Below are 26887 nucleotides of genomic sequence, written 5' to 3'. Positions count from 1 at the left end.
GCCTGATGACCATAGCAAGTTGGTCCCACCCCTTCCCATCCCGAACAGGACCGTGAAACAACTTTGCGCCGATGATAGTGCTGCAACCAGTGTGAAAGTAGGTTATCGTCAGGCTTGTTATTCGCAGTAGAGAAAAACCCGCTCAGCAATGAGCGGGTTTTTTTTCGTCTGGCGATTCCTTGCTGTTCCCCCTCCCGCTTTCGCTCACTCACTACGGGTGCATAAAATACAACATCCTTCGATATTTACATAAGTGCTTATATAAATGCTGCTACTATCGCTACATGAAACAAGAAAGCAAGAAAGCAAGAAAGCAAGAAAGCAGCAGCCACTCCCTGACAACCCACGAGGAAAGCGATGATGGACAGCACCCTGAGCATGGCAACGAAGAAATCCCCCCTGGCGCGGCTGATGGCCTATCCCCTGGTGCAGATCGTGCTGGGGATGGTTCTCACCTTTGCCGCTGTACCGCTGGTGATGGGTCTCGCTTCCCAGCTGGTGGACAAGCCTTACCGCATCCTGTGGCCGCAGTTGCTGGCGGCGGTACTGGTGTGGTTTGGCTACCGCTTCTATGTGAGGCGCATCGAAAAGCGCCAGCCGGCAGAACTGGCGATACCGGGCATGGCGGGGGAACTGGGACGCGGATTGCTGCTCGGCGCCGGACTGGTCGCCCTGACCTTCGGTGTGCTGGCTGCGCTGGGCGTGTATCAGTTTAGCGGCGTCAACGCCCTGAGCGTCTTGTTGCTGCTCCCTCTGGCCGAACTGGTGCTGGTCGGCATGGCCGAGGAGATGATGTTTCGCGGCATCCTGTTCGGCGTGACGGCACGTGCGCTGGGCAACAAGGCTGCCATCGTGATCTCATCCCTGGTATTTGCCCTGGCCCATTTGCCCAATGCCGGCTTTTCGCTGCTGGCGATCATCGCGCTTGTCGCGTACGGCGTGCTGCAGGCGGCGTTGTATATGAAGACGCGCCGGCTGTGGGTGTGTATCGGCACGCATATCGGCTGGAATTATTGCGTCGGCCAGGTATTCTCCTCGACCGTATCGGGCCATGCGGCCACGGATGGTCTGCTGCGCGGCGAACTGGCTGGCAATACCGTGCTGACCGGCGGCGCCTTCGGCGTGGAAGGTTCGCTGGTGACCGTCTTGCTGATCGGCGCCGTCGCCGCGTACCTGCTGCGCCTGGCTTTTGCCAGTGCACAGGACACGTCGCGGGACTAGTTCACCTTGCGGCCTTATTGTCCGGCGACTGCCGGCGTGGCGCCGCTCCTGGCGACCCACTCGATCAGCGCATCGACGGCCGCGCGGCCATTGCCGTTACCCACCAGGTCGCTATTGATCATGGCGACCACCACGCATTGCTGGTTGTTGGCGTCGGGCACGTAGCCGGCGATGGCCACGACATTTTTCAAGGTTCCCGTCTTGATGCGGGCCCGCGCGGCGGCCGGGCTGTTCAACAGGCGCTTGCGCATGGTGCCGTCCAGCGCCACGATGGGCAGGCTGGACTGGAACTCGGGTGCCCATGGGCTTTGCTGCATCGCCTGCAAGACGCCGGCCATTTGCGCAGGCGCAATGCGTCCCGTGCGGGACAAGCCGGAACCGTTGTCGACCAGCATGCCCTGGGTGTCGATATGGTGCCGCTGGAACCATTCCTGGATGACTTGCCGCGCCCGGCTGGCCGTATCTTCCGGTGCCGCCATGGCGACGGGGCGGCTGCCCAGCCAGCCATCGCTCTGCAAACTGCCCAGGCTCAGGAACAGGGTGCGGGCCAGGGTGTTATCGGAGGTCTTGTTGATATCGCGCAAGACTTCCGGCAAGGCGCGCGCCACGTGGTCGGCCAGCATGCGCGTGCCGACCGGTTCGGCCGTCGGCGGCAAGCCCGTGCCTGGTGCTTCGCGCACCGTACCTGTAATCGTGCCCCCGAGGCGTTTCCAGGTGGCGCGGAACAAGCGGTCCGCATAATCGTTGCGGTCGAGCACATTGATGCTGGTGGCCTTGCTGCAATTCTGCGGGAAGGTGCCGTGCAGGATCACCTGCAGCTTGCCGCTCGCATCGCGCCGGTATTCGGGCGGGCGCCAGCCATCTTCCCACTTGGCGCAACTGCCCTTGACCAGTTTCATGTCGCTCGTGATGCTGACATTTTCGAGCGGCGGCTGCATCTGGAAGCTCAATTGCCGCTCCGTCGCACTGATGTTGATATCGATCAGATTGGTGTTCAGCAATAAGGCATCGGGGATGACGTTGTAGCGGAACTCGGCCGACTCGTCGAAGGGCGCCGCGCCGATGTCGGGCCGGGCCGGCTGGAACAACTGGCGGTCGAGAATCAAATCGCCCTTGATTTTGACGATGCCCTGGTTGCGCAGGGTTTGCAGCATGTGCGCGAGCACGTCCGCATTGAAATCCGTGTCGGCGCCGCCGCGCAGGATCAAGTCGCCCTTCAGCACGCCATTGATGACGTCGGCACTGGTGCGCAATTCCGTGCGGCCGCGGAAGATGGGACCGAGCTGCTCCAGGCCCACGGCCGTCGTCACCAGCTTCATGGTGGACGCGGGCTGCATGCTGCGCTCGGCCCCATGCGACAGCACGGTGGTGTTGCCGCGCAAGACGATGGCGCCCATGGCGTCTTCGGGGATATTCGCGCTGCGCAGCAGCAGGCTGACGGATTCGGGCAATTGCGCGTGGGCGGTCGACAGGCCCAGACCCGCCAACAGCGCAGCCATCAGAACAGGACGTAACATGGTGCTCCTTAGTGGAAAAAGACGTAGGCAACGAAGACGGCCGTGATCACGCCAGCCAGATCGGCGATCAGGCCGGCCGTGATCGCATAGCGCGTCTTGCGGATGCCGACGGAACCGAAATACAGGGCCACGATATAGAAGGTGGTGTCGGCCGAGCCCTGGAAGACGCAGGCCAGGCGGCCGACGAAGGAGTCGACGCCATAGGTATTCATGGCGTCGATCATCATGGCTTTCGAGCCGGAACCGCTGAGCGGCTTCATCATGGCCGTCGGCAAGGCGGGCACGAAGTCCGTATTGATGCCCAGGTTGGCGAAGAACCAGTTCATGCCGCTCATCAGGAAATTGAACACACCCGCGTTGCGGATCACGCTGATGGCCACCAGCATGCCGACCAGGTAGGGAATCACGGTGATCGACGTCTGGATGCCGCCCTTCGCCCCTTCGATAAACGCGTCATACACGTTCACCTTCTTGCGCAGGGCGCCGATGATGAAGATGGCGATGACGCTGATCAATACCAGGTTGCTGACCACCTTCGAGACCAGCTCGATTTCCTGTTTCGTCAGGTATTGCGTGAAGTACCAGATCATGGCGACGATGGCGCTCGTCATGCCGCCCATCCAGCCCAGCACGACCCTGTTGAGCAAGTTGATGCGTTGCTTGATGGACACGGTGATGATGCCGACCATGGTGGCCACATAGGTGGCGATCATGCAGGGGATAAAGATGTCGGACGGGTCGGCCGCGCCGAGGATGGAGCGCTGCGCCATGATGGCCAGCGGAATCAGGGTCAGGCCCGAGGTATGCAGCACCAGGAACATGATTTGCGCATTCGTCGCCTCTTCCTTGTTCGGGTTCAAGGTTTGCAGGCTTTCCATGGCTTTTAAACCGAACGGTGTGGCCGCATTGTCCAGGCCCAGCAGGTTGGCCGAGAAATTCATCACCATGTGGCCCGTGGCCGGATGGTCTTTCGGAATTTCCGGGAAGATGCGCGAAAAGAAGGGGGCGATCACTTTCGCCAGCCAGCCGACAATGCCCGCTTTTTCGCCGATGTTCATGATGCCGAGCCACAAGGTCATCACGCCGGCCAGCGGCAGGGCGATATCCATCACGCCCATGCGCGCCGTCTCGAAGGTGCCGTCGATGATGCGCTTGAAGATATCGGTATCGCCGAGAAACAGCCACTGCAGCACTGCGGCCAGGAAGCCAACGAGGAAAAAGCCGGACCAGATGTAATTAAGTGCCATATGCGATCAGTTCTGTGTGTCGGGAGTAAAAAATGTCTGCAAACAAAGTATAGGGGCAGCCCGATACGAGTTGATGAAAGAATGCAGCAATCGCATGCCAAAAAGTTATAAGCTGGCAGCCTGTTTTCATTGGCGCCCCGTAGCTTGCCCGCGTAGTGTGAGGGATGCCTGTCGCTAATCGCTGTTCGTTACCTTGTCTGCACTGGATCACTGATGATGTTTTTACGCAAAACCGCCTGCGCCGCCGGCCTGGCCCTGTTGACGCTGTTAAATGTACCGGCCCACGCCGCCGATGCTGCGTCCGCCAGCACTGCCCGCGCGAACAAGACCCTGCACTTGTTTTTGAGCACCAGCGAGACGGGCCTGGACCCGGCCGTGGCGTCCGACTTGGCCAGCCTGAACTTGATGGAAAACATCTTCGATCCGCTGCTGCGCTATGACTACCTGGCGCGCCCCGTGCAGCTGCAGGGTAATACGGCGCGCGCCATGCCGACGGTGGAAGATGGCGGGCGCACGTACACCTTTCACTTGCAGCCCGGCATTTTCTTCACACAAGATCCCGCTTTCAAGGGCCAGCCGCGCGAAGTGACGGCGCAGGATTATGTCTACAGCTTGACGCGCCTGTATGACCCCAGCCTGAAGTCGCCGTGGCTGTTCTTGCTGGAAGACAAGCTGGTGGGCGATGCGGCCCTGAAAACCAAATTCAGCTACGACACGCCGATCGCCGGCTTGCAGGCGCTGGACAAATACACCTTGCGCATCCGCCTGAACAGTGTCGATCCGAACTTCCTGTTTTACCTGGCCATGCCGGCGACAGCCGTGGTGGCGCGCGAAGTGGCCGAAGCGTACCCGGCGGCAGGACAGATCGGCAACCACCCCGTGGGTACGGGGCCGTTCCTCGTGAAGGAGTGGAAGCGCAGCGACAAGATCGTGCTGCAGGCCAACCCGACTTTCCGTGCCACCGTGTTCCATACGGAGGCCAGGGCGCTGGCCGCCTTGCCGGTCGATGCGCGCGCCATCGCCACCGCGCTGGAAGGCCAGCGCTTGCCGCTGGTCGAGCGCATCGAGGTGCGCATCGTTGAGGAATATCAATCGCGCATGCTGGGTTTTTTGAAGGGCGAATTCGATTACCTGGAGCAAGTGCCGGAATCGATGACGGACATGGTGCTGGAAAACGGCGCGCTGAAACCGGCATTGGCCGCCAAGGGCTTGCAGCTGACGCGCTTTCCCGTGCTGCAAACATATTACATGTGGATGAACATGGACGACCCCGTGCTGGGCGGCATGAGCAAGGACAAGCTGGCCCTGCGGCGCGCCATCGCCCTCAGCTACAACGGCCGCGAAGACATCGCGCTGCTGAAAAAAGGACTGGCCTTGCCGGCGCAGTCGCCGCTGCCGCCGAATGTGCTCGGTTACGACAAGCAGTACCGCAGCCCCGTCGGCTACGATCCCGCGCTGGCGCGCGCCTTGCTGGACCGCTTCGGCTACAAGATGGGCGCCGACGGTTTCCGCACCCAGCCGGACGGCACGCCCTTGCTGCTCACCATGCATACGGAACCGAGCACGGTGGGACGCTTGCGCGATGAGTTGTGGCGCCGCAACCTGAACGCCATCGGCGTGCGCGTGGAGTTTAAGAGCGACAAGAAGACGGAAATCATCAAGGCCTCGCGCTTGGGCAAGGTGCAGATGTTCGAGACCAACTGGATCGCCGACTTCCCCGATGGCGATAACTTTATGCAATTGTTGTACGGCGGCAACGTTGGCCGCGCCAACTATGCCCGCTTCAACTTGCCCGATTACAATAAACGCTATGAGGAGGCGCGCCTGCTATCCGATACGCCGCGCCGACGCAGTCTGTACTTCGACCTGTTTCAGCTGATCCACGCTTACACGCCGTGGGTGTTGCTGACGCATCCCATCTCTGCCGACCTGCAACAACCGTGGCTAAAAAACTACAGGCGCCACCCCGTGGAATTCACGTCCTGGCGCTATCTGGACGTGGATAAAACCAGGGCTAGCCCCGCAGGCAAGTGACCATGTCGCTGAAAAGGGCATTCATTCCAAAAAGTTATGGTTAGGAAAGCATTTTTCATTGGCTGGGCCCGGATGCATCGCGCTACTCTGAAAATGAAAACAAATAAAGTCATGCGCAAATGTCATAAAAAAATGTACTGCGAGACAGACAGTTGCGACGTGAAAAAAACAGCCTGACTTGAGAACTCAAGTTTCGATTGCCCAAATAAAGGAGAGACCCGTGAGATTGAAGAAGCTAGCGCAATTGGTGGCATTGATGGGGGTGGTGGGACCGGTGATGGCACAGGAAGCGGCGGCGCCAGCAATGCAACGGGTCGAAGTGACGGGCAGCAGCATCAAGCGGGTGGCCAAGGAAGGCGCGTTGCCGGTGCAAGTCATCAGCTTTGAGCAGATGGAAAAACAGGGCATCACGACGGCCGAGCAACTGGTGCGCACCCTGTCGGCGAATGGCACGGGTGCCGAGAACATGACTTCGGGCAATAACGTGTTCGGCGCCGACGCCGACCGTCTTGCCGGTGGCGCCTCGTTCGCCTCGCTGCGCGGGCTGGGACCGGGCGCGACCTTGGTACTGCTGAATGGCCGCCGCGTGGCCACGCATGGTGCCAGTGGCCGTGCCGTCGACTTGAATTCGATCCCACTGGGGGCGATTTCACGCGTGGAAATCCTCAAGGATGGCGCCTCGGCCATCTACGGCACGGACGCCATCGGCGGCGTGATCAATTTCATTCTGAAAACCAATTACAGCGGCGTGGAAGCGTCCGTTTCCACCAACGATACGCAGGCAGGCGGCGGCGCCACGCGCCGCGCTTCGCTGCTGGCCGGCACGGGCTCGCTGGAAGAGGACCGCTACAACATCATGGCCAGCCTGACCGTCGACAAGGCGCAGCGCCTGAATGGCAGCGACCGTTCCTTCGTCAGCGGCTTCCAGCCGGGCCGTGGCCTGTCGCCCGATACCACGGGCACGCCATTCGCCAACCAGATGTCGGGGCCGGGCACGGCACTGCAAATCCCCAATCCTGATCCGAAAAAACCAGGGACGTTTATTGGCGGTTACACCTTGCCTGGCGACCCGACGGTGTATCTGCAAGCCAATCCCCTGAGCTTCCAGGGCAAGTGCGACAGCATCGCCGGCATGTCGCAGTACCAGACGCAACTGTGGAAAGACGTGACCTCACCACTCAGCACCACGCATTCCTGTGCGTATGACTACGGCGCCGACTATGTGCTGCAATTCCCTGTGGAGCGGGTCAATTTCCTGTCGCGTGGAACTGTCCAGCTGGCGCCCGACCACCGCATGTTTGTCGAAGTGCTCGGATCGCGCACCAAGGCCACGGCGATCCTGACGCCGATGCAGGTGCAGACGAGCATCGCCAACAAGGGCGTGTATCCGGTGGGCGGCGCGTATTACCAGGATTTGTCGGCCTATATTCCCACGTTCGACAATACCAAGCCGATTGCCTACAAATGGCGCGCCAATGAGATCGGTAACCGCACGCAGGAAAACACCACCGACAATGCGCGCGTGCTGCTGGGTTTTGAAGGCAACTTCGGCAAGTGGGATTACAAGACCGGCGTGTCCTACGCACAGAGCACCACCAAGACCAAGCTGACGGATGGCTATTCCTACACGGGCAAGTTATATGCGGCCTTGGGGACAGGGATCATCAATCCTTGGGTGGGCGCGGGCCAAAGCCAGACGGAAGCGGCCAAGCAATTGATCGAGTCGACCAAGTTCCGTGGCGCCTTCCAGCATGGCAAGACGACCCTGACGCAGATCGATGGTTCCGTTTCCGGCGAGCTGTTCCAGCTGCCGGCTGGTGCCGTGGCAATGGCGGCCGGCTTTGATTTGCGCCGCGAGGGCTACAGTTTTGAACAGGATGTTGATGCCAACCTGATTCTATTGGCGCCAGGAAATGCCGCCTTGAAGGATGTCAGCCGCAACGTCAAGGCCGTGTATGCCGAGTTGCTGGTGCCGGTCATGAAAGACCTGGAAATGCAGCTGGCCGTGCGTCGTGACGATTACAGCCAGGTGGGCGCCACCACGAATCCCAAGATTGCCTTGCGTTACCAGCCAGCCGACTTCGTCCTGTTCCGCGCCTCGGCCAGCAAGGGCTTCCTGGCACCGAGTTTCGACCAGCTCTATTCAGGTGTATTGACGCAGGAATTGCCGAATGGTGTGAAAGATCCGGAAGGCTGTATCAAGCATCCCGGCGTGACCGAATACTGTTCCATTCCCCGCCTCATTTACACGACGGGCGGCAACCTGAACCTGAAGCCGGAGACGTCGAAGCAGGGCAGCGTCGGTATCGTCATCGAACCGGTGAAGGGTTACTCCGCCTCGTTCGATTACTGGGCCATCAATACCCAGGACCAGCTCCTGAAACGCACGCCGCAAGTCGTGTTGGCCAATTACCAGGCGCTGAACCAGTACATCTTCCGCAAACCCGATGGCACCATTGATTACGTGCAGGCGGGCTGGTTCAATGCGGGTGGCAGCCGCGTGCGCGGCCTGGACGTGAGCTTGCGCGGCGAAGGCAAGGTCCAGGACGTGAAATGGACGGCAACCCTGGACGGTACGTATATGGACAGCTTCAAGTTTGCCGAATACAAGGGGCAAGAATACAAGGAGCTGGTTGGCAACTTCTACACGCGTGATTTGTACTTGCGCTGGAAACACAATGCCAGCTTCAGCGTATCGCGCGGCGACTGGAGCGGCTTGCTCGTGCAGAGTTTTGCTTCCGGCTACAAGGACCAGGTGCCGAATGGCGGCAAGGGTACGCCGCCACCGGGCTTCAAATCCGATGTGTCCAGTTACACCACGTACAGCTTGTCGGGCACGTACACGGGCTTCAAAAATACCACCATCACAGTGGGTATCCAGAACTTGTTCGACCGCGATCCGCCATTCACCGCGCACAACGTGGATGACGTGGTGGGCGCCGGCTGGGACCCGCGCGTGGCCGACCCGCGCGGCCGTTCGCTGTCGTTCCAGCTGAAGTACAAGTTCATGTAAGGCAACCATGCCGGCGGCGATCCCGCCGGCATGCTAACCTCGTGCGGCGGCGCCTGGCGTCGCCGTTTTTTATTCCAGGAAAGGGCCGCATGTCCAGTCAGACCAATCTCAGCCGGCGCCACTTCGGCGGCTTGCTGGCCGCCACCCTCGGGGCGGCAGGCACACCGGCATGGGCGGCGGCCGCGCAAGGGAAGGGAAAACGCATGCAACAGCAACACGCATTGATCAAACCGGCGCGCCTGCGCGACGGCGACCTGGTGGCCATCATCGCACCGGGCGGCTTTACGGATGAGGAGTCCATCGCCAAGGCCGTGCGCAATATCGAATCGCTGGGACTGCGCGCCAGCCTGGGCGCCAATATCCGTGCCGTGCACGGCAACTATGCGGGCACGGTGCAGCAGCGCCTGGACGACTTGCACGCCGCGTTCCGCGACCCGGACGTCAAGGCCGTGTGGGCCATCCGCGGCGGCTCCGGCTGCATTTCGCTGCTGGCGCTGCTCGACTATGGCTTGATCCAGCGCAACCCGAAAGTGCTGATCGGCTATTCCGACATCACGGCCCTGCACCTGGCCATCGCCAGCCAGACGGGCCTGGTAACGTTCCACGGCCCCGTGGCGTCATCGACGTTTTCCGATTACACGGTGACGCAGCTGCGCAATGTGCTGATGACGCCGCAAGACAGTTACACGATCCCCATGGCGCTCGACAACCACCGCCGCGCGCAGACGCAGCCGAACTTCGCCATCCGCACCGTGCATGGCGGCCAGGCGACGGGGCGCTTGACGGGCGGCAACCTGTGCATGGTCAGCGCGCTGGCCGGCACGCCGTATGCGGCCGATTTCCGTGAACACATCCTTTTCCTCGAAGAAATCAATGAAGTGCCGTACCGCATCGACCGCATGCTGTGCCAGCTCGACCTGTCCGTGGGCTTCAACAAGGCGGCGGCATTGATGCTGGGCATCTTCGAGCATTGCGAGGCGGCCGAGGGCGATACGGCGCTGACCCTCGATGCCACCCTGGACCAGCATTTGCGGCCCTTGCGCGTGCCGGCCGTCAGCGGCTATTCGTTTGGCCACATCCGCCACCAGTTCACGATACCGATGGGCATCCTCGCCACCCTGGATGCGGACCGGCAAACCTTGACCTTGCTGGAAGCCGCCGTGAGCTAGTCTGTTCGTTCGCGCACGGCACAGTACGGGGATAGTCAGTATGCTAGGGGCATGTGCGGCAAGGCATCGGGCCATGCCGGCATCCTTGAACGGTTTGCTCATGATCAACCGCCGCGCCAGCGCCTACATTTTGAGCCACCCGCTGGCCTTCGTGCTGCAGGTGCTGAAGGGCTTTCGCGCCAACCAGGGCTTGCTGCTGGCGGGCGCCGTCGCGTATTACTCGCTGCTGTCCATCGTGCCTTTGCTGATGCTGGTGGTGGTGGCCCTGTCGCACGTGATCGCGCAGGATGAATTGCTGCAAACAATCGGCCATTACCTGGAATGGCTGGTGCCCGGGCAATCGAAGGCCATCGTGGGCGAGATCGCGCATTTCCTCGACAACCGGGGCGTGATCGGCTGGCTCTTGCTGCTGACCATGCTGTTTTTCAGTTCGCTGGCGTTTACCGTGCTGGAAAACGCCATGAGCGTGATTTTCATTCACCGCGTGGCCATCCGCCGCCGCCATTTCCTCATTTCCGCCGTGCTGCCGTATTGCTACATCCTGTGCCTGGGCGTGGGCATCTTGCTGATCACCCTGGTAGCGGGCAGCTTGCAGGTGATGAGCGAGGAAAGTGTGCGCTTCTTGCGCCACGACTGGGGTCTGGAAGGCGTGTCCGGCGTGTTGCTGTATTTGCTGGGGCTGGCGGGTGAAATCCTCGTACTCAGTTCGATCTACCTGGTCATGCCCGTCGGACGGCTGTCGATCACGCATGCGCTGATCGGCGGCGTGACGGCGGCCCTGCTGTGGGAAATCGCCCGCCATGTGCTGGTCTGGTATTTTTCCACCTTGTCGCAGGTCAATGTCGTGTATGGCTCGATGACGACGGCCATCGTCGTCATGTTCAGCCTGGAAATCGGTGCCACCCTGCTGTTGCTGGGCGCGCAAGTGATTTCCGAGTACGAAAGGGTGGCCCGTGGCGGCGAAGAAGACAAGCCGCTGGCGCTAAGGACTTGATTTAAAAAGATTATTGCACTGCACAAAAAGCTGTGCTATACTCCGTTCAGTGATTGAGATTTGCTTGCAAATAGTCTCACTATCCAGGCTCAGCGCGGCGACCGACAGGTGTAATGTCGATGGCGTGACAGTGCGAAAGAGTGGATTTTTGTAATTCCGGATACGTTGGTCGATTTACACTTGGAGTCACCATGCAGATAGCATGGGAGTCCGAAAATCAGGAGGCACTTTGCAGATAGCACTGGCGTCCATGACACGATTAAAGCATTGGTAATACATTGGAACAAAGCCTGCATATGTGCAGGCTTTTTTTTCGTCCATCGTTGGCAGTCGTACGGGGTCAGACCCGGCGGGGAAATACGCCCCAATGGGGCGTATTTCGATCACGAAGTGACTGACCCCAGCATTTGCCGTGGGGTTTACAAAGCCCGCGCGATCAAAATCTTCTGAATATCGCTGGTCCCCTCATAAATCTGGCACACGCGCACGTCGCGGTAGATGCGCTCGACGGGGAAGTCGGATACGTAGCCGTAGCCGCCGTGCACCTGGATGGCGTCCGAGCAGACTTTTTCCGCCATTTCCGACGCGAACAGCTTGGCCATGGCCGCTTCTTTCAGGCATGGCAGACCCGCATCCTTCATGGCCGCCGCGTGACGGATCAGCTGGCGTGCCGCTTCGATCTGCGTCGCCATGTCGGCCAGGCGGAATTGCACGGCCTGGTGTTCATAGATGGGCTTGCCGAAACTCTCGCGCTCGCGCGCATAACTTAACGCCGCTTCGTACGCGGCGCGCGCCATGCCCACGGCTTGCGAGGCGATGCCGATGCGGCCGCCTTCCAGGCCGGACAGGGCGATCTTGTAGCCTTGTCCCTCTTCGCCGATCAGATTTTCCGCCGGAATGCGGCAATTCTCGAACAGGATTTGCGCCGTGTCCGACGAATGCTGGCCCATCTTCTGTTCCAGTCCCGCCACGATGTAGCCGGGTGTGTTCGTCGGTACCCAGAAGGCGCTGATGCCGCGCTTGCCCGCCGCCTTGTCGGTCACGGCCATGACGATGGCCACGTCCGCATACTTGCCGCTGGTAATGAATTGCTTGGTGCCGTTGATCACGTAGTCATTGCCATCGCGCGTGGCCGTCGTGCGCAGGGCCGACGCGTCGCTGCCCGTGTGTGGTTCCGTCAGGCAAAACGCACCCAGCATGGTGCCTTGCGCCAGCGGGCGCAGCCATTGTTCCTTTTGCGCATCGTTGGCGTACATCATGGCGATGCTGCACACGGGGCAATTGTTGACGGAAATGATGGTCGAGGTGCCGCCATCGCCGGCGGCGATTTCTTCCAGCACCAGAGCCAAGGACACGTAGTCGAGGCCGGCGCCACCCAGCGCTTCCGGCACGGCTACGCCAAAGGCGCCCAGCGCGGCCAGTTCCTGCAATTCTTCTTTCGGGAAATGATGTTCCTTGTCCCAGCGGGCCGCGTTGGGCGCCAGGCGCTCGCGCGAAAAACTGCGCAGCGCTTCCTGGATCATGGTCTGTTCTTCATTGAGTATCATGGGACGTCGTCTCGCTTGTTTTTATCGTGAATTCAGGGAGTTACCAGGCTATGGGCTTGCCATCGTAGTTGCGGAACACGGCCTTGTCCGTGGCCGGCAGGCTGGCCAGGGTGGCGCGGATGCCGGCAGCGCTTTCCTCGGGGGAAATATCGGCGCCGGCGCCGCCCATGTCCGTGCGCACCCAGCCGGGGTGAAACGCCACGCAGCTGACGCCTTGCGGGCCATGCACGAGGGCCGTGTCGATCAGCACGGAATTCAGGGCCGCCTTGCTGGCGCGGTACAGCGAACCGCTGGGATTGCCCCGTTCGCTCAGGGAACCCATGTGCGAGGACAGCACGGCCAGCTTGCCTTTCGCGTTGGCCACCAGCGGCGCCAGGATCGGCAGCAGCCGCATGGCCGCCAGCACGTTCGTGTGCATGACGAGGTCGAAATCGGCTTGCGCGGGGAAACCGTCGTGGCGGGGGCCGTACACGCCCGCGTTGAGGATGGCCACGTCGAGCTTTTCATCGTCGAGTTTCCAGCCCAGGCCGGCGCAGCCTTCCACGTCCGTCACGTCCAGCTGGTGCGCTTCCACGCCCAGTTGCGCGAGGGCGTCGCAAGCGTCCGGTGTGCGGGCCGTGGCGATGACACGCCAGCCATCGTGGCGGTATTGACGGACGAGCTCGTGGCCGATGCCGCGCGAGGCGCCGATGATCAATGCGGTAGGCATATGTTTTCTCCCTGAAAATAAAATGAAAGGGCGCGCACCGTGAACTGCGGTGCGCGCCCGTGCTCAGGAAGAGCTTATACCAGTTCGATCGCCATCGCCGTCGCTTCGCCGCCGCCGATGCACAGGGCCGCCACGCCGCGCTTGCCGCCGGTTTTTTTCAGGGCACCCAGCAGGGTGACGATGATGCGCGCGCCCGAGGCGCCGATCGGGTGGCCCAGCGCGCACGCGCCGCCGTGGATGTTGATCTTGCTGTGTGGAATGTCGAGGTCGTGCATGGCGGCCATGGGCACGGCCGCGAACGCTTCATTGATCTCGAACAAGTCCACATTGCTGCTGCTCCAGCCCGTTTTCGCGTACAGTTTTTTCACTGCGCCGATAGGGGCCGTGGTGAATTCGTTCGGCGCTTGCGCATGTGTGGCGTGGCCGTGGATTTTCGCGATGACGGTGCAACCGAGTTTTTTCGCCGTCGATTCGCGCATCAGCACGAGGGCCGCGGCGCCATCGTTGATCGACGAAGACGAGGCGGCCGTGATGGTGCCATCCTTCTTGAACGCCGCCTTCAAGGTGGGGATTTTTTCCAGGCGGGCTTTTTGCGGGCCTTCATCGATGCTGACGACGGTGTCGCCGCCGCGGCCGGACACGGTCACGGGCACGATTTCCCACTCGAAACTGCCATCCTTGGTGGCCGCTTGCGCGCGTTTCACGGATTCGATGGCGAAGGCATCCTGCGCTTCGCGCGTGAAGTGGTATTGGCTGGCGCACTCTTCGGCAAACGTGCCCATCGAGCGGGCATTGCCCTTTTCATCGCGGCTGTAGGCGTCTTCCAGGCCATCCATCATCATGTGGTCATAGATCATGCCGTGGCCGATGCGGTAGCCGCCGCGCGCCTTCGGCACCAGGTAAGGGGCGTTGGTCATCGATTCCATGCCGCCCGCCACCACCACGTCGGCGCTGCCGGCGAGCAAGGTGTCATGCGCGAACATGGTCGTCTGCATGGCCGAGCCGCACATTTTCGACAGGGTCACGGCGCCAGTGGAATCGGGTAAGCCAGCCTTGCGCAAGGCTTGGCGCGCGGGCGCCTGGCCTTGGCCCGCCATCAGGCAATTGCCGAAAAACACGTGTTCCACGGCATCCGGCGCCACGCCGGCCCGTTCCACGGCGGCGCGGATGGCCACGGCGCCCAGGTCGCTGGCGGTGACGTTGGCAAAGTCGCCCTGGAAGGCGCCCATGGGGGTGCGCGCGGCACCGACGATTACGACTGGATCATTCATGTTGGATCTCCGGTTAGGGGTGGGGATGATGACTGCATACAAAAACGCAGGTGCTGCGGATAAGGGAAGACGTCCTCGATATGGCCGTCTTCGATGCGCTGTTTGCGCGCCTGCCAATATTGCGCCGTCAGCAGGTCGGCATGGTGCTGCATGAAATAGGTGCGGATACGGGGATTGCCCAGCAGGAAGGTGCCGAATTGTTCGGGAAACACATCGTGCTTGCCGATGGGATACCAAGGTTCGGCCGACATTTCTTCTTCCTCCGTGCGCGCCTGGGGAATGACGCGGAACTGGCAATCGGTGATGTACTCGATTTCATCGTAATCGTAAAAAACGACACGTTGATGACGCGTGACGCCAAAATTTTTATACAGCATGTCGCCCGGAAAGATATTCGCCGCCACCAATTCCTTGATGGCATTGCCGTACTCGACGATGGCGTGTTCGACCAGGTCGTCGCGGCCTTCCTTCTCGGCATTGCTCAGCCACATGTTCAGCGGCACCATGCGCCGCTCGATGTACAGGTGGCGGATGATGATCTGTTCGCGGTCTTCTTCGATCAGCGAGGGGGCGAACTGTTTCAGCTCGGCCAGCAATTCCTCCGCAAAACGGGCGCGGGGAAAGGCCACGTTGGAATACTCGAGCGTGTCGGCCATGCGGCCCACCCGGTCGTGGTGTTTCACCAGCAAATATTTTTGCTGGACTTGCGCGCGCGTGGTTTCCTTGGGCGGCGGGAAAAAATCCTTGATCACCTTGAAGACATACGGAAACGACGGCAGGGCAAACACGAGCATCACCAGGCCGCGGATGCCGGGCGCGCTTTCGAAGTGGTCCGACGAGTGCTTCAGATGCTGCAGGTAGTCGCGGTAAAACAGCGTCTTGCCCTGTTTTTGCAAGCCCAGTATCGTATAAATCTCACTGCGCGGCTTGCGCGGGAGCAAACTTCGGAGAAATTGCACGTACGCCGACGGCACTTCCATATCGACCAGGAAATACGCGCGCGTAAACGAAAACAGCACGGCGATCTGCTGCTGCTCGAACAGCACCGTGTCGAGCACCAGCTTGCCGTGACGGTTGTGCAGGATGGGCACGACAAACGGGTATTCGCGGTTGCCGTTGATGCCCTTGCCCACCAGATAGGCGCCCTTGTTGCGGTAGAACAAGCTGGTCAAGACCTGGATCTGGTGGTTCGGTTCGATCCTGTCGCCGCCGAACAGCTGCTGCAGCCGCGCTTCCACCTGGGCCACGTCACGCTCCAGGTTGGCAAATGCGCAGTCCAGCTGGAAGTGCGTCAGCATGCGCGTCAGGGTGTGGCGCAAACCGTCCTTGCCAGGGTAATACACGCGGTAGGTGGGGACCGGGTCTTGCGTTTCGATGTATTCCGTGGACACGACGGGACGCACGAAAATATAGTCGTTATTGAAATACGTGCGGTGCAGGATGTTGCAGCAGACGGAATTGAAGAAGGTTTCCGCCAGTTCCGGCTGCTTGTGTTCCGTCAGCATGCCGATGTAGTGCAGCTTGAGTTCGCGCCACACTTCATCGCTCAACTCCGACTCTTCGTACTCATCTTCGAGCATCTGCACGCATTCCTGCACGCGCTTGTCATAAAAGTCGATGCGCTCGCGGGCCGCCGTCTGGGCCGCGGCCCAGGCGCCTTGCTCGAAATACTGCTTGGCTTGCTGGCTGGTTTCGCGGAACAGGCGGTAATGCTTGTCGAAGCCGTCGCGGATGGTGCGCGCGATATCGAATGCAATCTGGGAAGAGAGCAATTTGGGGAAGGCAATGTGCGTCATAGCTGTGCTCGCATAAATAGCTCTTCACCCAGTCGATCGCCGCGCGCCCGTGCTTACTTGGTTTCCGCAAACAGTTCGCGGCCTATCAGCATGCGGCGGATTTCGCTGGTCCCGGCGCCGATTTCGTACAGCTTGGCATCGCGCCACAGGCGGCCGGCCGGGAATTCGTTGATGTAGCCGTTGCCGCCCAAGGCCTGGATCGCTTCGCCCGCCATCCACGTCGCCTTCTCTGCACTATACAGAATGGCGCCGGCCGCATCCTTGCGCAACTGGCGCACGGCTTCCGGCGTGGTGGCGCGGTCGCACGCCTGGCCGACGGCATACACGTAGGCCTTGCACGCCATCATGGTCGAATACATATCGGCCAGTTTGCCCTGCATCAATTGGAATTCGCCGATGGGCTGGCCGAATTGCTTGCGGTCATGCACGTAAGGCACGACCAGGTCCATGCAAGCCTGCATGATGCCCAGCGGGCCGCCGGACAGTACGGTGCGCTCGAAGTCGAGGCCCGACATCAGCACGTTGACGCCCTTGCCCAGGCCGCCCAGCACGTTTTCGGCCGGCACTTCGCAATCCTGGAACACCAGTTCGCCCGTGTGCGAGCCGCGCATGCCCAGTTTGTCGAGCTTTTGCGCGATGGAAAAGCCCTTGAAATTCTTTTCGATCAGGAAAGCCGTCATGCCGCGCGGACCCGCTTCCAGGTCGTTTTTCGCGTACACCACCAGCACGTCCGCGTCGGGGCCGTTGGTGATCCACATCTTGGTGCCGTTCAAGACCCAGCGGTCACCCTTGAAGTCGGCGCGCAGCTTCATGCTGACGACGTCCGAGCCCGCGTTCGGTTCCGACATGGCCAGCGCGCCGATGTGTTCGCCCGTGATCAGCTTCGGCAGGTACTTGGCCTTTTGTTCGGCCGTGCCGTTGCGCTTGATCTGGTTCACGCACAGGTTCGAATGGGCGCCGTAGGACAGGCCGACGGAAGCCGAGGCGCGCGAGATCTCTTCCATGGCGATGATGTGCGCCAGGTAACCCATGCCGGCGCCACCGTATTCTTCGCTGACGGTAATGCCGAGCAAGCCCATGTCGCCCATCTTGCGCCACAGGTCCATGGGGAACTGGTCGGTGCTGTCGATCTCGGCCGCGCGCGGCGCGATTTCGGCGGCGGCAAATTGTTGGATCGCTTCGCGCAGCGAGGCGATGTCTTCGCCGTGGTCAAAGGTCAAGCCTGGGAGATGGAGCATGTCGTCCTCGTCGTTATAAGTGTGGCGGTCATGGATGCCGGGTCAGTGAAGCTATGATACTCAGTTGTGACGTTTACGTAAACGTAAAGCGATGCGCGTGCGGCCTGCGCCGCCGCATCGCTGCCTAGCTGGTTTGCGCCTGATCCAGGTTCAAGTCCGCCAGCATGTGCGCGCAAGCGTCTTCATGCGCGCTGATTTCCGCCAGTGCCATTTCGATATCGATGCGCTGCTGTTCCAGGGTTTGCCGGTGCTGCGCCAGCACGCCCAGGAAGCGGTCCATCTGCGCGCGCGTGTCCTTCGGCGACTCGTACATGTCGACCAGGCTCTTGATCTCCGACAGCGCCAGGCCCAGGCGCTTGCCGCGCAGGGTCAGTTTCAATCGGGTGCGGTCGCGCGGCGTGTAGACGCGGCTGCGCCCGCCCGCGCCTTCGCGTTTCGGACTGAGCAAGCCCTGGTCTTCATAGAAGCGGATGGCGCGCGCCGTGATGTCGAATTCCCGCGCCAGTTCGGTAATGGTATAGGTCGTCATTGCTGCGGGCGGTGTCGGTTGCATGGGTGGTCGGTCGCTGGATGGGTGCTGCAGGGTAATGGGGGGCAAAGTGCCGTTTACGTCAACGTCAATACTATTGTAGCGTGCCCTGCCCGTGCTGCAACAAAGAAAAAAGAGGACCTGGACAGGGGAATTTGGCGAATAAGGCAACAGTTACTGAAAATAAATTGATTCTTCTGGCGCAAACGCGCTTAAGATCGAGAGTTGGTGGCCAAGATGACACCAAAAAGAGCTTTCCTGGCATAACAGCGACATTCTTTTCGCTGCGATGGCAGTAAAATTTTTCGGGCGCAGATTCTTTCCAGCCGGCACGATCAAAAAACAACGTTTCGCTCTGAGCACGTTGTTCGAATCGTTTCCATGTTGGAAACAAAATGGCCCTTCTGAAAACTTTGTCTACAAGAAATTGTATGACATGGGCATTGCGTACATCGGTAGAGGAGGGCATTATCCGATACCGTACGTTGTAATGCCAAACCGAGGCTTTGAATCGTGCTGCAGTGCGAAAATCAAGGCCAGCCGCGAATTTGACCCGAAGCCACGCAGAATCACAAGAGAAAATTCGGCCCACTTTTCTACCCGGAAAGCCCGGCCGGAGTGTTAATTGTTAATTGATACTCTTTTCAAATGTAACATTCTGTATGGTCATTCAAGAAACTGACTTTCATGTTACAACATGAAATAGTACACCTATGAATTCTTCTAACGAACGCGAAAGCTTCAGCCAGCGACTTCAGTTGGCTCTCAAAAACGCCCATTATTCTCCAGACAGCCCGACCAGACTGGCCCGGGAATTCAATATCCGTTTCGACGGGCGCCCGATTACCGTGCATGCAGCTAGGAAATGGTTAGTAGGTGAAGCAATTCCGACGCAAGAGAAATTGCGCATGATTGCCCAATGGTTGGGCGTTCCGGCGGAATGGTTGCGTTTTGGCGGCCCGGAAAGCGCCACGCCGAATGGCGAAGCGGGCAGCGCTTTGTCGCGGTTTGAGTCCGCCGATGTGAAATTAATTGCCGATTTACAAAGATTAGATGAACATCATCGTCAAATCGCGCGAGAATTTATTCGCATGCTGGTCAGAGTCAACTACCAAAAGTAAGCATTCAGGCCATCCCCGGCCGGCGCCGTCCGCCTTTCGCTGGCGGCGCTCTTCCTGTCCTTTTATTTGCGCAACGTCATACTGGAGACATGATTTTGTCGCACAATAAGACCTCGCATGTTGCGCTGCAGCGGAATTATTTGACAATAATCCCGCACGCAGCGGCGCAGCGGCCAATACCAGCGCATAATCACATCAGAAGCAGCCAGTTCATCCACTACGGAGCCGAGCATTTGAGCCGTCTTATGAAAAGTAACTACAGCAATACCGCGCAGCTGAAGGACTTGATGACCGTGCCCCCCATGACTGCCGCGCAACATGCGGAAGTGATGCGCAAACGGATCGCCCACCGCAGGATGGTTGAAGAAGCCAGGGATTTGAAGCAGGCCAGTGCTGTTCAGTTTGAGAAGCGGTGATGGATGCCTGACCAAAGCTGCTGCGCGTCGGCATAGGTAGTTTGCGATGCTTACCGTACTAAAGTACGGTTGCGCTTCTCGACTACCTCTTCCTTCCGCTCGCTACGCTTTTGTCAGGCATCGTGACGTCAATTAAATCGTGACGCCAACTAGAGGATAGGGGTGTCGCCAGTGGACTTCAAACCATTCCACCGCGGCGCCAGGCTGTGCTCGATGCCCAGCAGGTCGATGACGCGCGCGACCGTATGGTCGACCATCTCCGCAATGCTGTGCGGGTGGTGATAAAAGCTGGGTAGTGGGGGGAAGATGATGCCGCCCATTTCCGTCACGGCCGTCATATTGCGCAGGTGCGCCAGGTTGAACGGCGTTTCGCGCACCATCAGGATCAGGCGGCGGCGCTCCTTGAGCACCACATCGGCTGCCCGCGTGATCAAATTATCCGACAGGCCATGGGCCACGGCCGCCAGGGTCTTCATCGAGCACGGTGCGACGACCATGCCATCCGATTGAAACGAGCCGCTGGCGATGCTTGCGCCGATGTCGCGCAGCTTGTGCACCACGTGCGCCTGCGCTTCGATATCCTTGCGCCCTACGCCCGTTTCCTGGTGCAGGGTCAATACGGCCGCATCGGACAAGACCAGATGCGTCTCGACGCCGGGGATGGCGCCGAGCAATTGCAGCAACCGCAAGCCATACACGGCGCCCGTGGCGCCCGTGATGGCCACGACGATACGGCGCGGCCGCTGCTGTTGACTATCAGGCATCGAGCAGGGACTTCAGTTCGCCCGATTCAAACATTTCATTCATGATATCGGAACCACCGATGAACTCGCCTTTGACATACAGCTGCGGAATGGTTGGCCAGTTCGAGTAATCCTTGATGCCTTGGCGCACTTCCGGGTCATCCAGCACGTTGACGGTAGCGATGTTTTCCACGCCGCATGCTTTCAGGATCTGGATGGCGCGGCCGGAAAAGCCGCACTGCGGGAACTGGGCCGTGCCCTTCATGAACAGCACGACTGGCGTGTTCGTCACGGTTTCTTTGATCCAGGTTTGTACGTCGCTCATAGCTGCCTCTGATGGGTAAATAAATAGATGCCGTCATTTTATAAGAAAACGCCGGCACGGGTATGCGCTCAAGTCATAAATCGGGCAAGTCAGCCACGTTGATGCTTATAACTGTTTGCCCAAGCACACCGATTGTGCCGCGCCCACGTATTTGCCCCAAGCAACGACGGGTGCATAGCCGTGTTTGGCATAAAACGCCACCGCGCGGGTATTCGCCACGCGGGTGGACAGGTGCAGCCGCGCATAGCCGTAGCAGCGCGCCTGCGCTTCCACATGGGCCAGCAGGGCCGCGCCCACGCCACCTTGGCCGGGGCGCGCATACATGCGCTTGAGTTCTGCCGTGGCGCTGTCCGGCCCGCCCAGCGGGCGCAGGGCCGCGCAGCCCAGCAGGTCACCGGCGGCATCGCGGGCAATATAAAAGCCGCCGCGCGGTGTGGCCGCCTCGGCATCGAAGGAAGAACGGCCGCTGTCGCCATTGATGCGCAGCAATGCGTCCGACAATTCGTCGAGCAGCCGCTGCGCATCCGGGCCGGCCGCGTCCGCCGCCAGGATGACAAGGTCCTGCCCGGCGGCCACGAACTTAACCGCGCAGCTTGGCGAACGCGGCGGCCATGCTGCCGGCCGGTTCCGGTGCGTTGCGCGACTGCGACTGGTGCTGCGCCATGCTGCGGCGGTCGTTGCGGTCGCCACGCTGTTCCGGCTTGCTGCCCGCCTGCGGCGCGCTATCCGTCAAACGCATGGTCAGCGCGATGCGCTTGCGCTTCTCGTCCACTTCCAGCACTTTCACGCGCACGACTTGTCCCGCCTTGACCACCGTGTGCGGGTCCTTGACGAAGGTGTTCGACAGGGCCGAGATGTGCACGAGGCCATCCTGGTGCACGCCGATGTCGACGAAGGCGCCAAAGGCGGCCACGTTGGTGACCACGCCCTCAAGGATCATGTCCGGACGCAAGTCGCGGATTTCTTCCACGCCTTCCTTGAAGGTGGCCGTCGTAAATTCCGGACGCGGGTCGCGGCCCGGCTTTTCCAGTTCCTTCAAGATGTCGGAAATGGTCGGCACGCCGAAGGTGTCATCCGCATACTTGGCGGGGCTGAGGGTTTTCAGCAGGGCCGTTTCGCCGATAACGGCCTTGATATCCTTCTTGATATCGGCCAGGATTTTTTCCACCAGCGGGTACGATTCCGGGTGGACGGCGGACGCGTCCAGCGGATTTTCGCCGCCCATCACGCGCAAAAAGCCCGCTGCCTGTTCGTAGGTCTTGTCGCCCAGGCGCGGCACGGCTTTCAGCGCCGCGCGCGAGGTGAACGCGCCCTTCATGTCGCGGTAGGTGACGATGCTTTGCGCCACGCTGGCCGACAGGCCGGAGACGCGCGCCAGCAGCGGCGCCGACGCCGTGTTCACGTCCACGCCGACGGCGTTCACGCAATCTTCCACCACGGCATCGAGCGAACGGGCCAGCTGGCTTTGACTCACGTCATGCTGGTATTGGCCCACGCCGATCGATTTCGGGTCGATTTTCACCAGTTCGGCCAGCGGGTCTTGCAGGCGGCGCGCGATGGAGACGGCGCCGCGCAGGGACACATCCATGTCCGGCAACTCTTTCGAAGCGAACTCGGACGCCGAATACACCGACGCGCCCGCTTCCGAGACGACGATCTTCGTCATCTTCGCTTCCGGATGCTGCTTGATCAAATCCTGCGCCAGCTTGTCCGTTTCGCGCGAGGCGGTGCCGTTGCCGATGGAAATCAGGGACACATTGTGCTTGGCGGCAAGACGGCCCAAGGTATGCAAGGAACCATCCCAGTCGTTCTTCGGCTGGTGCGGGTAGATCACGGCCGTGTCGACCACTTTACCCGTGGCATCGACCACGGCGACCTTGACGCCCGTGCGCAAGCCAGGGTCCAGGCCCATGGTGGCGCGCTGACCGGCCGGCGCGGCCAGCAGCAGCGCTTTCAGGTTGGTGGCGAAGACGTTGATGGCGTCGAGTTCCGAGCGTTCGCGCAGCGCGCCCATCAGTTCCGTTTCCAGGTGCATGAAGCTTTTCACGCGCCAGGTCCAGCGCGCCGTGTCAAGCAACCATTTGTCGGCCGGACGGCCCTGTTGCTTGATGCCGAAGCGGGCGGCGATGCGGCCTTCGCACGGGTTGTGCGGCGCATCCCATTTCGGTTTTTCCGCCTCCGTATCCAGGCGCAGGGTGACGTCGAGGATGCCTTCACGGCGGCCGCGCAGCAGCGCCAGCGCGCGGTGAGATGGCACTGTGGAAATGGTTTCCGAGTAATCGAAATAATCGGCGAATTTTTCGCCTTCGTCCTGCTTGCCTTCCACCACTTTCGATTCGACGATGCCGTGTTCCTGCACGTATTCGCGCAAGGTTTGCAGCAGCGTTGCATCTTCGGCGAAACGCTCCATCAGGATCTGGCGCGCGCCGTCGAGGGCCGCCTTGGTGTCCGCCACGCCCGGGTTGTTGCCGTCGGCACTCGTAAACGCTTCGCGCAGGAACTTGCCCGCTTCCATTTCCGGCGTCAGTTCGGGATTGTCCAGCAAGCCGTCGGCCAGCGGCATCAAGCCCGCTTCGATGGCGATCTGCGCCTTCGTGCGGCGCTTTTGCTTGTATGGCAGATACAAGTCTTCCAGGCGCGTCTTGTCTTCCGCGTGCATGACGGCGTCCAGCAGCTCGGGCGTCATCTTGTTCTGTTCCGTGATCGAGGCCACGATGGCGGCGCGCCGCTCTTCCAGCTCGCGCAGGTAGCGCAAGCGCTCTTCGAGCAGGCGCAGCTGGATATCGTCGAGGCCGCCGGTCGCTTCCTTGCGGTAACGGGCGATGAAGGGCACGGTGGCGCCTTCGTCGAGCAGTTCGATGGCGGCGGCAACCTGCACCGGTTTGGCGGCAAGTTCAAGGGCAAGACGTTGTTCGATAGTGGGCAGCATGGTTGTTTCCAGAGCGATCAAGCCTGGAATGATACGCAATCGGTGCGATTGCGCAATCTTGACAGCGCAAATGGACTGTGCGTTGACAACAGCTAACGGGGTGGCAGCAGCGGGGCCGGCAGCAGCGGGCTGGCGGGCGTCGGCGGCGGCGGGCGCTGCGGCGTGACGGATTTGCCAAAGGCATTGCCCATACGGTGTTCGAGGGCGGCGCGGTTGTACAGACCCAGCTGGTTCGACGGGCGCTGCATGATCGCTTCCGCACCGGACAGGGCGGGCGGCTGCCGGTTCACGGTGTTGCTATCTGGCAATAATTTTTCATTCAAGCAAGACATCGATTGCGCGCGCTTGCCATTGACTTCCACTTCCACGCAACCCTTCTCCGGCGCGGCCGCCTTCACGACGACGGTGTGCTCGTCCGCCTGTGCGGACAGGGCGGCGCAGGCCAGCAGCAATAGTGATAACAGGCGTGCCATGGCGGCTCCCGCAGTGGTGGATCAGGCGTTGAGCATAGCAAGATCATATGTCGCGGCGATGACACAGGCCGGCATGCGGGCCGATGCCATGTCATGCAGTTGTCATTTTATGAAGCTACCATCTTGCCATTCTGCAGACAACATTGCAGTCAAGACACTTCATGAGCAGGATTTTTCGTTGATTCCCCTGGAAAATGACACTAAGCCACCGCCGCGCCGCAACGGGCAATGCCCTGTCCGCCTGCTTGCTGATGACATTCATGACATTGATGACATTCGTGCGGCCGGCTGCGGGTGCGGACGGTGCTGACGCCAGCGCGCACGCGACCCTGCGCTTCGACTTGCCCGCCCAGCCGCTCGATGCGGCCCTGGTGGCGTTCGGCGAAGTGACCGGGTATTCCGTGCTCGTCAGCAGCCAGCTGGCGGCCGGTCGCGTGGCAGCGCCCGTGCGCGGTGACTATACGCCGGCCGAAGCGCTGCAGCGCTTGCTGGCAGGCACGCAGCTTGGCGCGCGCTTCAGCGGCAGCAACGCGTTTACCTTGCTGGCGCTGGCCGACGCCCCCGTGGCGCCGGCGCCCGTGCCGGCAGAGGCCGCTCCTGTCATATCACCGTTGCAAGGCTATGCGGCCATCCTGCAGCGCTCGCTCACGCGCGCCCTGTGCCGCTTGCATCCGGACGCCTTCGGCCGCTACCGCCTGGCTTTCCAGCTGTGGCTTGACGAGCGAGGCAAGGTGCGCGCCGTACACGTGCTGGAACCGAGCGGCGTGGAACAGCGCGACCGCGCCGTGCTGCAGCGCCTGCGCAGCCTGCTGATGGATGGCGCGCCACCGGCGGGCTTGCCGCAGCCGCTGACGATTTTATTGACGCCGCGGCCCGATCCGGATGCCGATTGCGCGCCCTACCTGCTGGCCGGGGCGCCCTGACCATGCCGGAATTGCTCAAAACCACTTTGCGCAAGCTGTTCCTGGAACGCTACGGACAGTTTCGCCGCCACTTGCAGCGCCGCCTGGGCTCGGAAGACCTGGCCAATGACGCGCTGCATGAAACGTATCTGCGGGTCGAACGGATGAATGCGCCCGAGGCCATCAGCTACCCGTCCGCGTATTTGATGCGCATCGCCATCAACATTGCGGAAGATCAACGCCGCGACAATGCGCGCCTGCTCAGCTTGCCCGATATCGACGACCTGTACGAGATGGCCGACGAGCTGGCCGACCCGGCCCGCACCTTCAGCGCGCGCGCCGAGCTGGAAGAACTGGAACGGGCCTTGCAGGAGTTGCCGAAACGCCGGCGCGCCATCGTCATCGCCGCCCGCGTCGACCAGTTGCCGCACCGCGATATCGCCGAGCGCTTCGGCATTTCCGCCCGCACGGTAGAGAAGGAATTGCGCGCCGGCCTGGAACATTGCTGCGAGCGCATGGGACGCGATTTCATTCAGCGCTTCGGTCCTGGCGCGGGAAAAACGTCTAAACATCATGACTGAACAAGCGGAAGACGACATGAGTGTCATCCAGAAGGAAGCGCAGGCGTGGGTCGTGCGCCTGGCCTCGGGCCAGGTCAGCGAGCGCGATGCGCAAGTGTTTCGCCACTGGTGCGCGCGCAGCCGCAAGCATGCCAACGCGTTTGCCGAGGCGCGCGCCGTGTGGGGCGCCATGGCGCCGGCCGCGCGCGCCGTCAAGCGGGCGCAGGCGCCCGTCAACACGGCGCGGCGCGCCTGGCTCGGCGGCGCCGTCGCCGCCTCGCTGGGCTTGCTGGTGCTGCGCCCGCCCATGGACTTGTGGCCGGCCGTCGCTGGGCTTGCCGCCGATTACGCCACGGGCACGGGCGAACAGCGCGAAGTGGCGCTCGACGGCGGCGTGCTGGTGCAGATGAATACGCAGACGCGCCTCGACGCGGCGCCCGTGCAGGACGGCGCCGCGGCGCTGGTGCTGCTGGCGGGCGAGGCGGAATTCCAGGCCGGCTTGCGCGGCGCGGCGCGGGTGCGCGTGCAGGCGGGCGACGGCACCGTGTCGGCCGGCAGCGCCCGTTTCAATATCCGCCTGTTTGGCCAGGAAGTGTGCGTGACGTGTCTGGCGGGCCGCCTGCGCGTGGCGCAGGCCGGCAACGATGCGGAACTGGCCGCGGGCCAGCAGCTGCGCTACCGGCCCGAGCATTTCGGCATCGCCCGCGCCGTGGCCAGGGGCGACGTCAGCGCGTGGCGCCAGCGCTTGCTGGTGTTCAAGCAAAGCACCCTGGCCGAGGTGGTGGACGAGGTGAACCGCTACCGTCCCGGCAAGCTGATCCTCAATGGCGACGCCTTGAAACTCACGCGCGTGCAAGCGAGCTTTTCGCTCGACCGTCTCGACGACGTGATCGCCCTGATCCAGGACGCGTATGGCGCGCGCGTGACGCGGCTGCCGGGCGGCATCGTGCTGTTTGGCTAGCGATGCATGCCGATGGCATGCCGCCAATTATGACATTTTCATGACCTTTTGCAGTCCCGGACCTTGTTCCCTGTCAATGCTGCTGGAAGCCGCGAATCAGTGCCTGCCGCCCGCCCCCGTGCGTGCCGCGCGCCGCCTCGCGATATCGGTCAGCAACGGAACATGAAAAGGG

At 61.2% G+C, this 26887-nt stretch carries 24 protein-coding genes and 1 rRNA gene; 11 read left to right on the top strand and 14 right to left on the bottom strand.

Annotated elements, in window-relative coordinates; genetic code table 11:
- Window position 1: 1 nt before the first annotated feature.
- Both rrf and OX460_RS27735 read left to right on the top strand, forming a co-directional pair.
- Window positions 2-114: ribosomal RNA gene (gene rrf, locus OX460_RS27740) — 5S ribosomal RNA — on the top strand.
- Window positions 115-357: 243 nt separating this feature from the next.
- Window positions 358-1221, top strand: coding sequence for a type II CAAX endopeptidase family protein (locus OX460_RS27735; protein ID WP_289900571.1), 864 nt, complete (start codon window positions 358-360; stop codon window positions 1219-1221).
- Window positions 1222-1235: 14 nt separating this feature from the next.
- Here the strand turns inward: OX460_RS27735 and dacB are convergent, their stop codons facing one another.
- A complete protein-coding gene (dacB, locus tag OX460_RS27730) occupies window positions 1236-2738 on the bottom strand; it encodes a D-alanyl-D-alanine carboxypeptidase/D-alanyl-D-alanine-endopeptidase (RefSeq protein ID WP_099666054.1) in 1503 nt (500 codons plus the stop codon).
- Between the two features lie 8 nt (window positions 2739-2746).
- Window positions 2747-3985, bottom strand: a complete 1239-nt coding sequence (locus tag OX460_RS27725) for a nucleoside recognition domain-containing protein (protein ID WP_034753725.1) — start codon at window positions 3983-3985, stop codon at window positions 2747-2749.
- A 216-nt stretch (window positions 3986-4201) separates the two neighbouring features.
- Here OX460_RS27725 and OX460_RS27720 point away from each other — a divergent pair, with 216 nt between their 5' ends.
- The 4 genes from OX460_RS27720 (at window position 4202) to OX460_RS27705 (ending at window position 11195) form a co-directional block, all read left to right on the top strand.
- Window positions 4202-6019 (top strand): ABC transporter substrate-binding protein, encoded by a 1818-nt coding sequence (locus OX460_RS27720; protein WP_289900577.1) that lies wholly within the window; start codon window positions 4202-4204, stop codon window positions 6017-6019.
- Window positions 6020-6239: 220 nt separating this feature from the next.
- Window positions 6240-9032 carry a TonB-dependent receptor gene (locus OX460_RS27715; RefSeq protein ID WP_289900570.1) on the top strand — a complete coding sequence of 931 codons (2793 nt, stop codon included), beginning with the start codon at window positions 6240-6242 and terminating at the stop codon, window positions 9030-9032.
- An 89-nt stretch (window positions 9033-9121) separates the two neighbouring features.
- On the top strand, window positions 9122-10201 hold the full coding sequence (locus tag OX460_RS27710) for an LD-carboxypeptidase (RefSeq protein WP_289900569.1): 1080 nt from the start codon (window positions 9122-9124) through the stop codon (window positions 10199-10201).
- 73 nt (window positions 10202-10274) lie between these two features.
- A complete protein-coding gene (locus OX460_RS27705; protein ID WP_289900568.1) occupies window positions 10275-11195 on the top strand; it encodes a YihY/virulence factor BrkB family protein in 921 nt (306 codons plus the stop codon).
- A gap of 419 nt (window positions 11196-11614) precedes the next feature.
- On the opposite strand, the gene OX460_RS27700 is transcribed toward OX460_RS27705, so the two are convergent.
- The 7 genes from OX460_RS27700 to OX460_RS27670 all read right to left on the bottom strand — a co-directional run bounded on the left by OX460_RS27700 (window position 11615) and on the right by OX460_RS27670 (window position 18754).
- Window positions 11615-12742, bottom strand: a complete 1128-nt coding sequence (locus tag OX460_RS27700; protein WP_152252770.1) for an acyl-CoA dehydrogenase family protein — start codon at window positions 12740-12742, stop codon at window positions 11615-11617.
- A gap of 40 nt (window positions 12743-12782) precedes the next feature.
- Window positions 12783-13451, bottom strand: coding sequence for an SDR family oxidoreductase (locus OX460_RS27695; protein ID WP_289900567.1), 669 nt, complete (start codon window positions 13449-13451; stop codon window positions 12783-12785).
- Window positions 13452-13525: 74 nt separating this feature from the next.
- Window positions 13526-14722, bottom strand: a complete 1197-nt coding sequence (locus OX460_RS27690) for an acetyl-CoA C-acyltransferase (protein ID WP_152285190.1) — start codon at window positions 14720-14722, stop codon at window positions 13526-13528.
- A complete protein-coding gene (gene aceK, locus OX460_RS27685) occupies window positions 14719-16518 on the bottom strand; it encodes a bifunctional isocitrate dehydrogenase kinase/phosphatase (protein ID WP_289900566.1) in 1800 nt (599 codons plus the stop codon). The genes OX460_RS27690 and aceK overlap by 4 nt, the downstream gene beginning before the upstream one ends.
- 53 nt (window positions 16519-16571) lie before the next feature.
- On the bottom strand, window positions 16572-17756 hold the full coding sequence (locus OX460_RS27680; protein ID WP_289900565.1) for an isovaleryl-CoA dehydrogenase: 1185 nt from the start codon (window positions 17754-17756) through the stop codon (window positions 16572-16574).
- A 124-nt stretch (window positions 17757-17880) separates the two neighbouring features.
- Entirely contained in the window at window positions 17881-18285 is a 405-nt protein-coding gene (locus tag OX460_RS27675; RefSeq protein WP_251351570.1) for a MerR family DNA-binding transcriptional regulator, read from the bottom strand.
- A 94-nt stretch (window positions 18286-18379) separates the two neighbouring features.
- On the bottom strand, window positions 18380-18754 hold the full coding sequence (locus OX460_RS27670; RefSeq protein WP_251351519.1) for a hypothetical protein: 375 nt from the start codon (window positions 18752-18754) through the stop codon (window positions 18380-18382).
- A gap of 244 nt (window positions 18755-18998) precedes the next feature.
- Here OX460_RS27670 and OX460_RS27665 point away from each other — a divergent pair, with 244 nt between their 5' ends.
- Both OX460_RS27665 and OX460_RS27660 read left to right on the top strand, forming a co-directional pair.
- The gene (locus OX460_RS27665) at window positions 18999-19406 is read left to right on the top strand and encodes a hypothetical protein (RefSeq protein WP_034753756.1); all 408 of its coding nucleotides are present in this window, start codon (window positions 18999-19001) and stop codon (window positions 19404-19406) included.
- 89 nt (window positions 19407-19495) lie between these two features.
- A complete protein-coding gene (locus tag OX460_RS27660; protein WP_289900578.1) occupies window positions 19496-19822 on the top strand; it encodes a hypothetical protein in 327 nt (108 codons plus the stop codon).
- A 149-nt stretch (window positions 19823-19971) separates the two neighbouring features.
- Here OX460_RS27660 and OX460_RS27655 read toward each other — a convergent pair whose 3' ends face one another.
- From OX460_RS27655 to OX460_RS27635, 5 genes are all read right to left on the bottom strand, one after another.
- Entirely contained in the window at window positions 19972-20586 is a 615-nt protein-coding gene (locus tag OX460_RS27655; RefSeq protein WP_289900564.1) for a UbiX family flavin prenyltransferase, read from the bottom strand.
- The gene (grxD, locus tag OX460_RS27650; protein WP_034753766.1) at window positions 20579-20890 is read right to left on the bottom strand and encodes a Grx4 family monothiol glutaredoxin; all 312 of its coding nucleotides are present in this window, start codon (window positions 20888-20890) and stop codon (window positions 20579-20581) included. Before grxD ends, OX460_RS27655 begins: the two co-directional genes overlap by 8 nt.
- Before the next feature lie 105 nt (window positions 20891-20995).
- Complete coding sequence (locus tag OX460_RS27645; protein WP_289900563.1) at window positions 20996-21466, bottom strand: GNAT family N-acetyltransferase; 471 nt, start codon at window positions 21464-21466, stop codon at window positions 20996-20998.
- Between the two features lie 4 nt (window positions 21467-21470).
- Window positions 21471-23819, bottom strand: coding sequence for a Tex family protein (locus OX460_RS27640; RefSeq protein WP_289900562.1), 2349 nt, complete (start codon window positions 23817-23819; stop codon window positions 21471-21473).
- Window positions 23820-23911: 92 nt separating this feature from the next.
- Window positions 23912-24292, bottom strand: coding sequence for a hypothetical protein (locus OX460_RS27635; RefSeq protein ID WP_251351523.1), 381 nt, complete (start codon window positions 24290-24292; stop codon window positions 23912-23914).
- A gap of 260 nt (window positions 24293-24552) precedes the next feature.
- On the opposite strand from OX460_RS27635, the gene OX460_RS27630 reads away from it, so the two are divergent.
- From OX460_RS27630 to OX460_RS27620, 3 genes are read left to right on the top strand one after another with little or no spacing between them, the layout of a single operon-like run.
- Window positions 24553-25215: a secretin and TonB N-terminal domain-containing protein gene (locus tag OX460_RS27630; RefSeq protein WP_289900561.1), complete on the top strand. Its 663-nt coding sequence runs from the start codon at window positions 24553-24555 to the stop codon at window positions 25213-25215.
- Window positions 25182-25775, top strand: coding sequence for an RNA polymerase sigma factor (locus OX460_RS27625; protein ID WP_289900560.1), 594 nt, complete (start codon window positions 25182-25184; stop codon window positions 25773-25775). Before OX460_RS27630 ends, OX460_RS27625 begins: the two co-directional genes overlap by 34 nt.
- On the top strand, window positions 25768-26715 hold the full coding sequence (locus OX460_RS27620; protein WP_099666066.1) for a FecR domain-containing protein: 948 nt from the start codon (window positions 25768-25770) through the stop codon (window positions 26713-26715). The genes OX460_RS27625 and OX460_RS27620 overlap by 8 nt, the downstream gene beginning before the upstream one ends.
- The last annotated feature ends 172 nt before the right edge of the window (window positions 26716-26887 follow it).

The sequence above is a fragment of the Janthinobacterium sp. SUN033 genome (assembly GCF_030397595.1).
GTDB lineage: Bacteria > Pseudomonadota > Gammaproteobacteria > Burkholderiales > Burkholderiaceae_D > Janthinobacterium > Janthinobacterium kumbetense.
The sequence above is the reverse complement of the archived record's forward strand: the minus strand, read 5'-3'. Positions and strand labels throughout refer to the sequence as shown.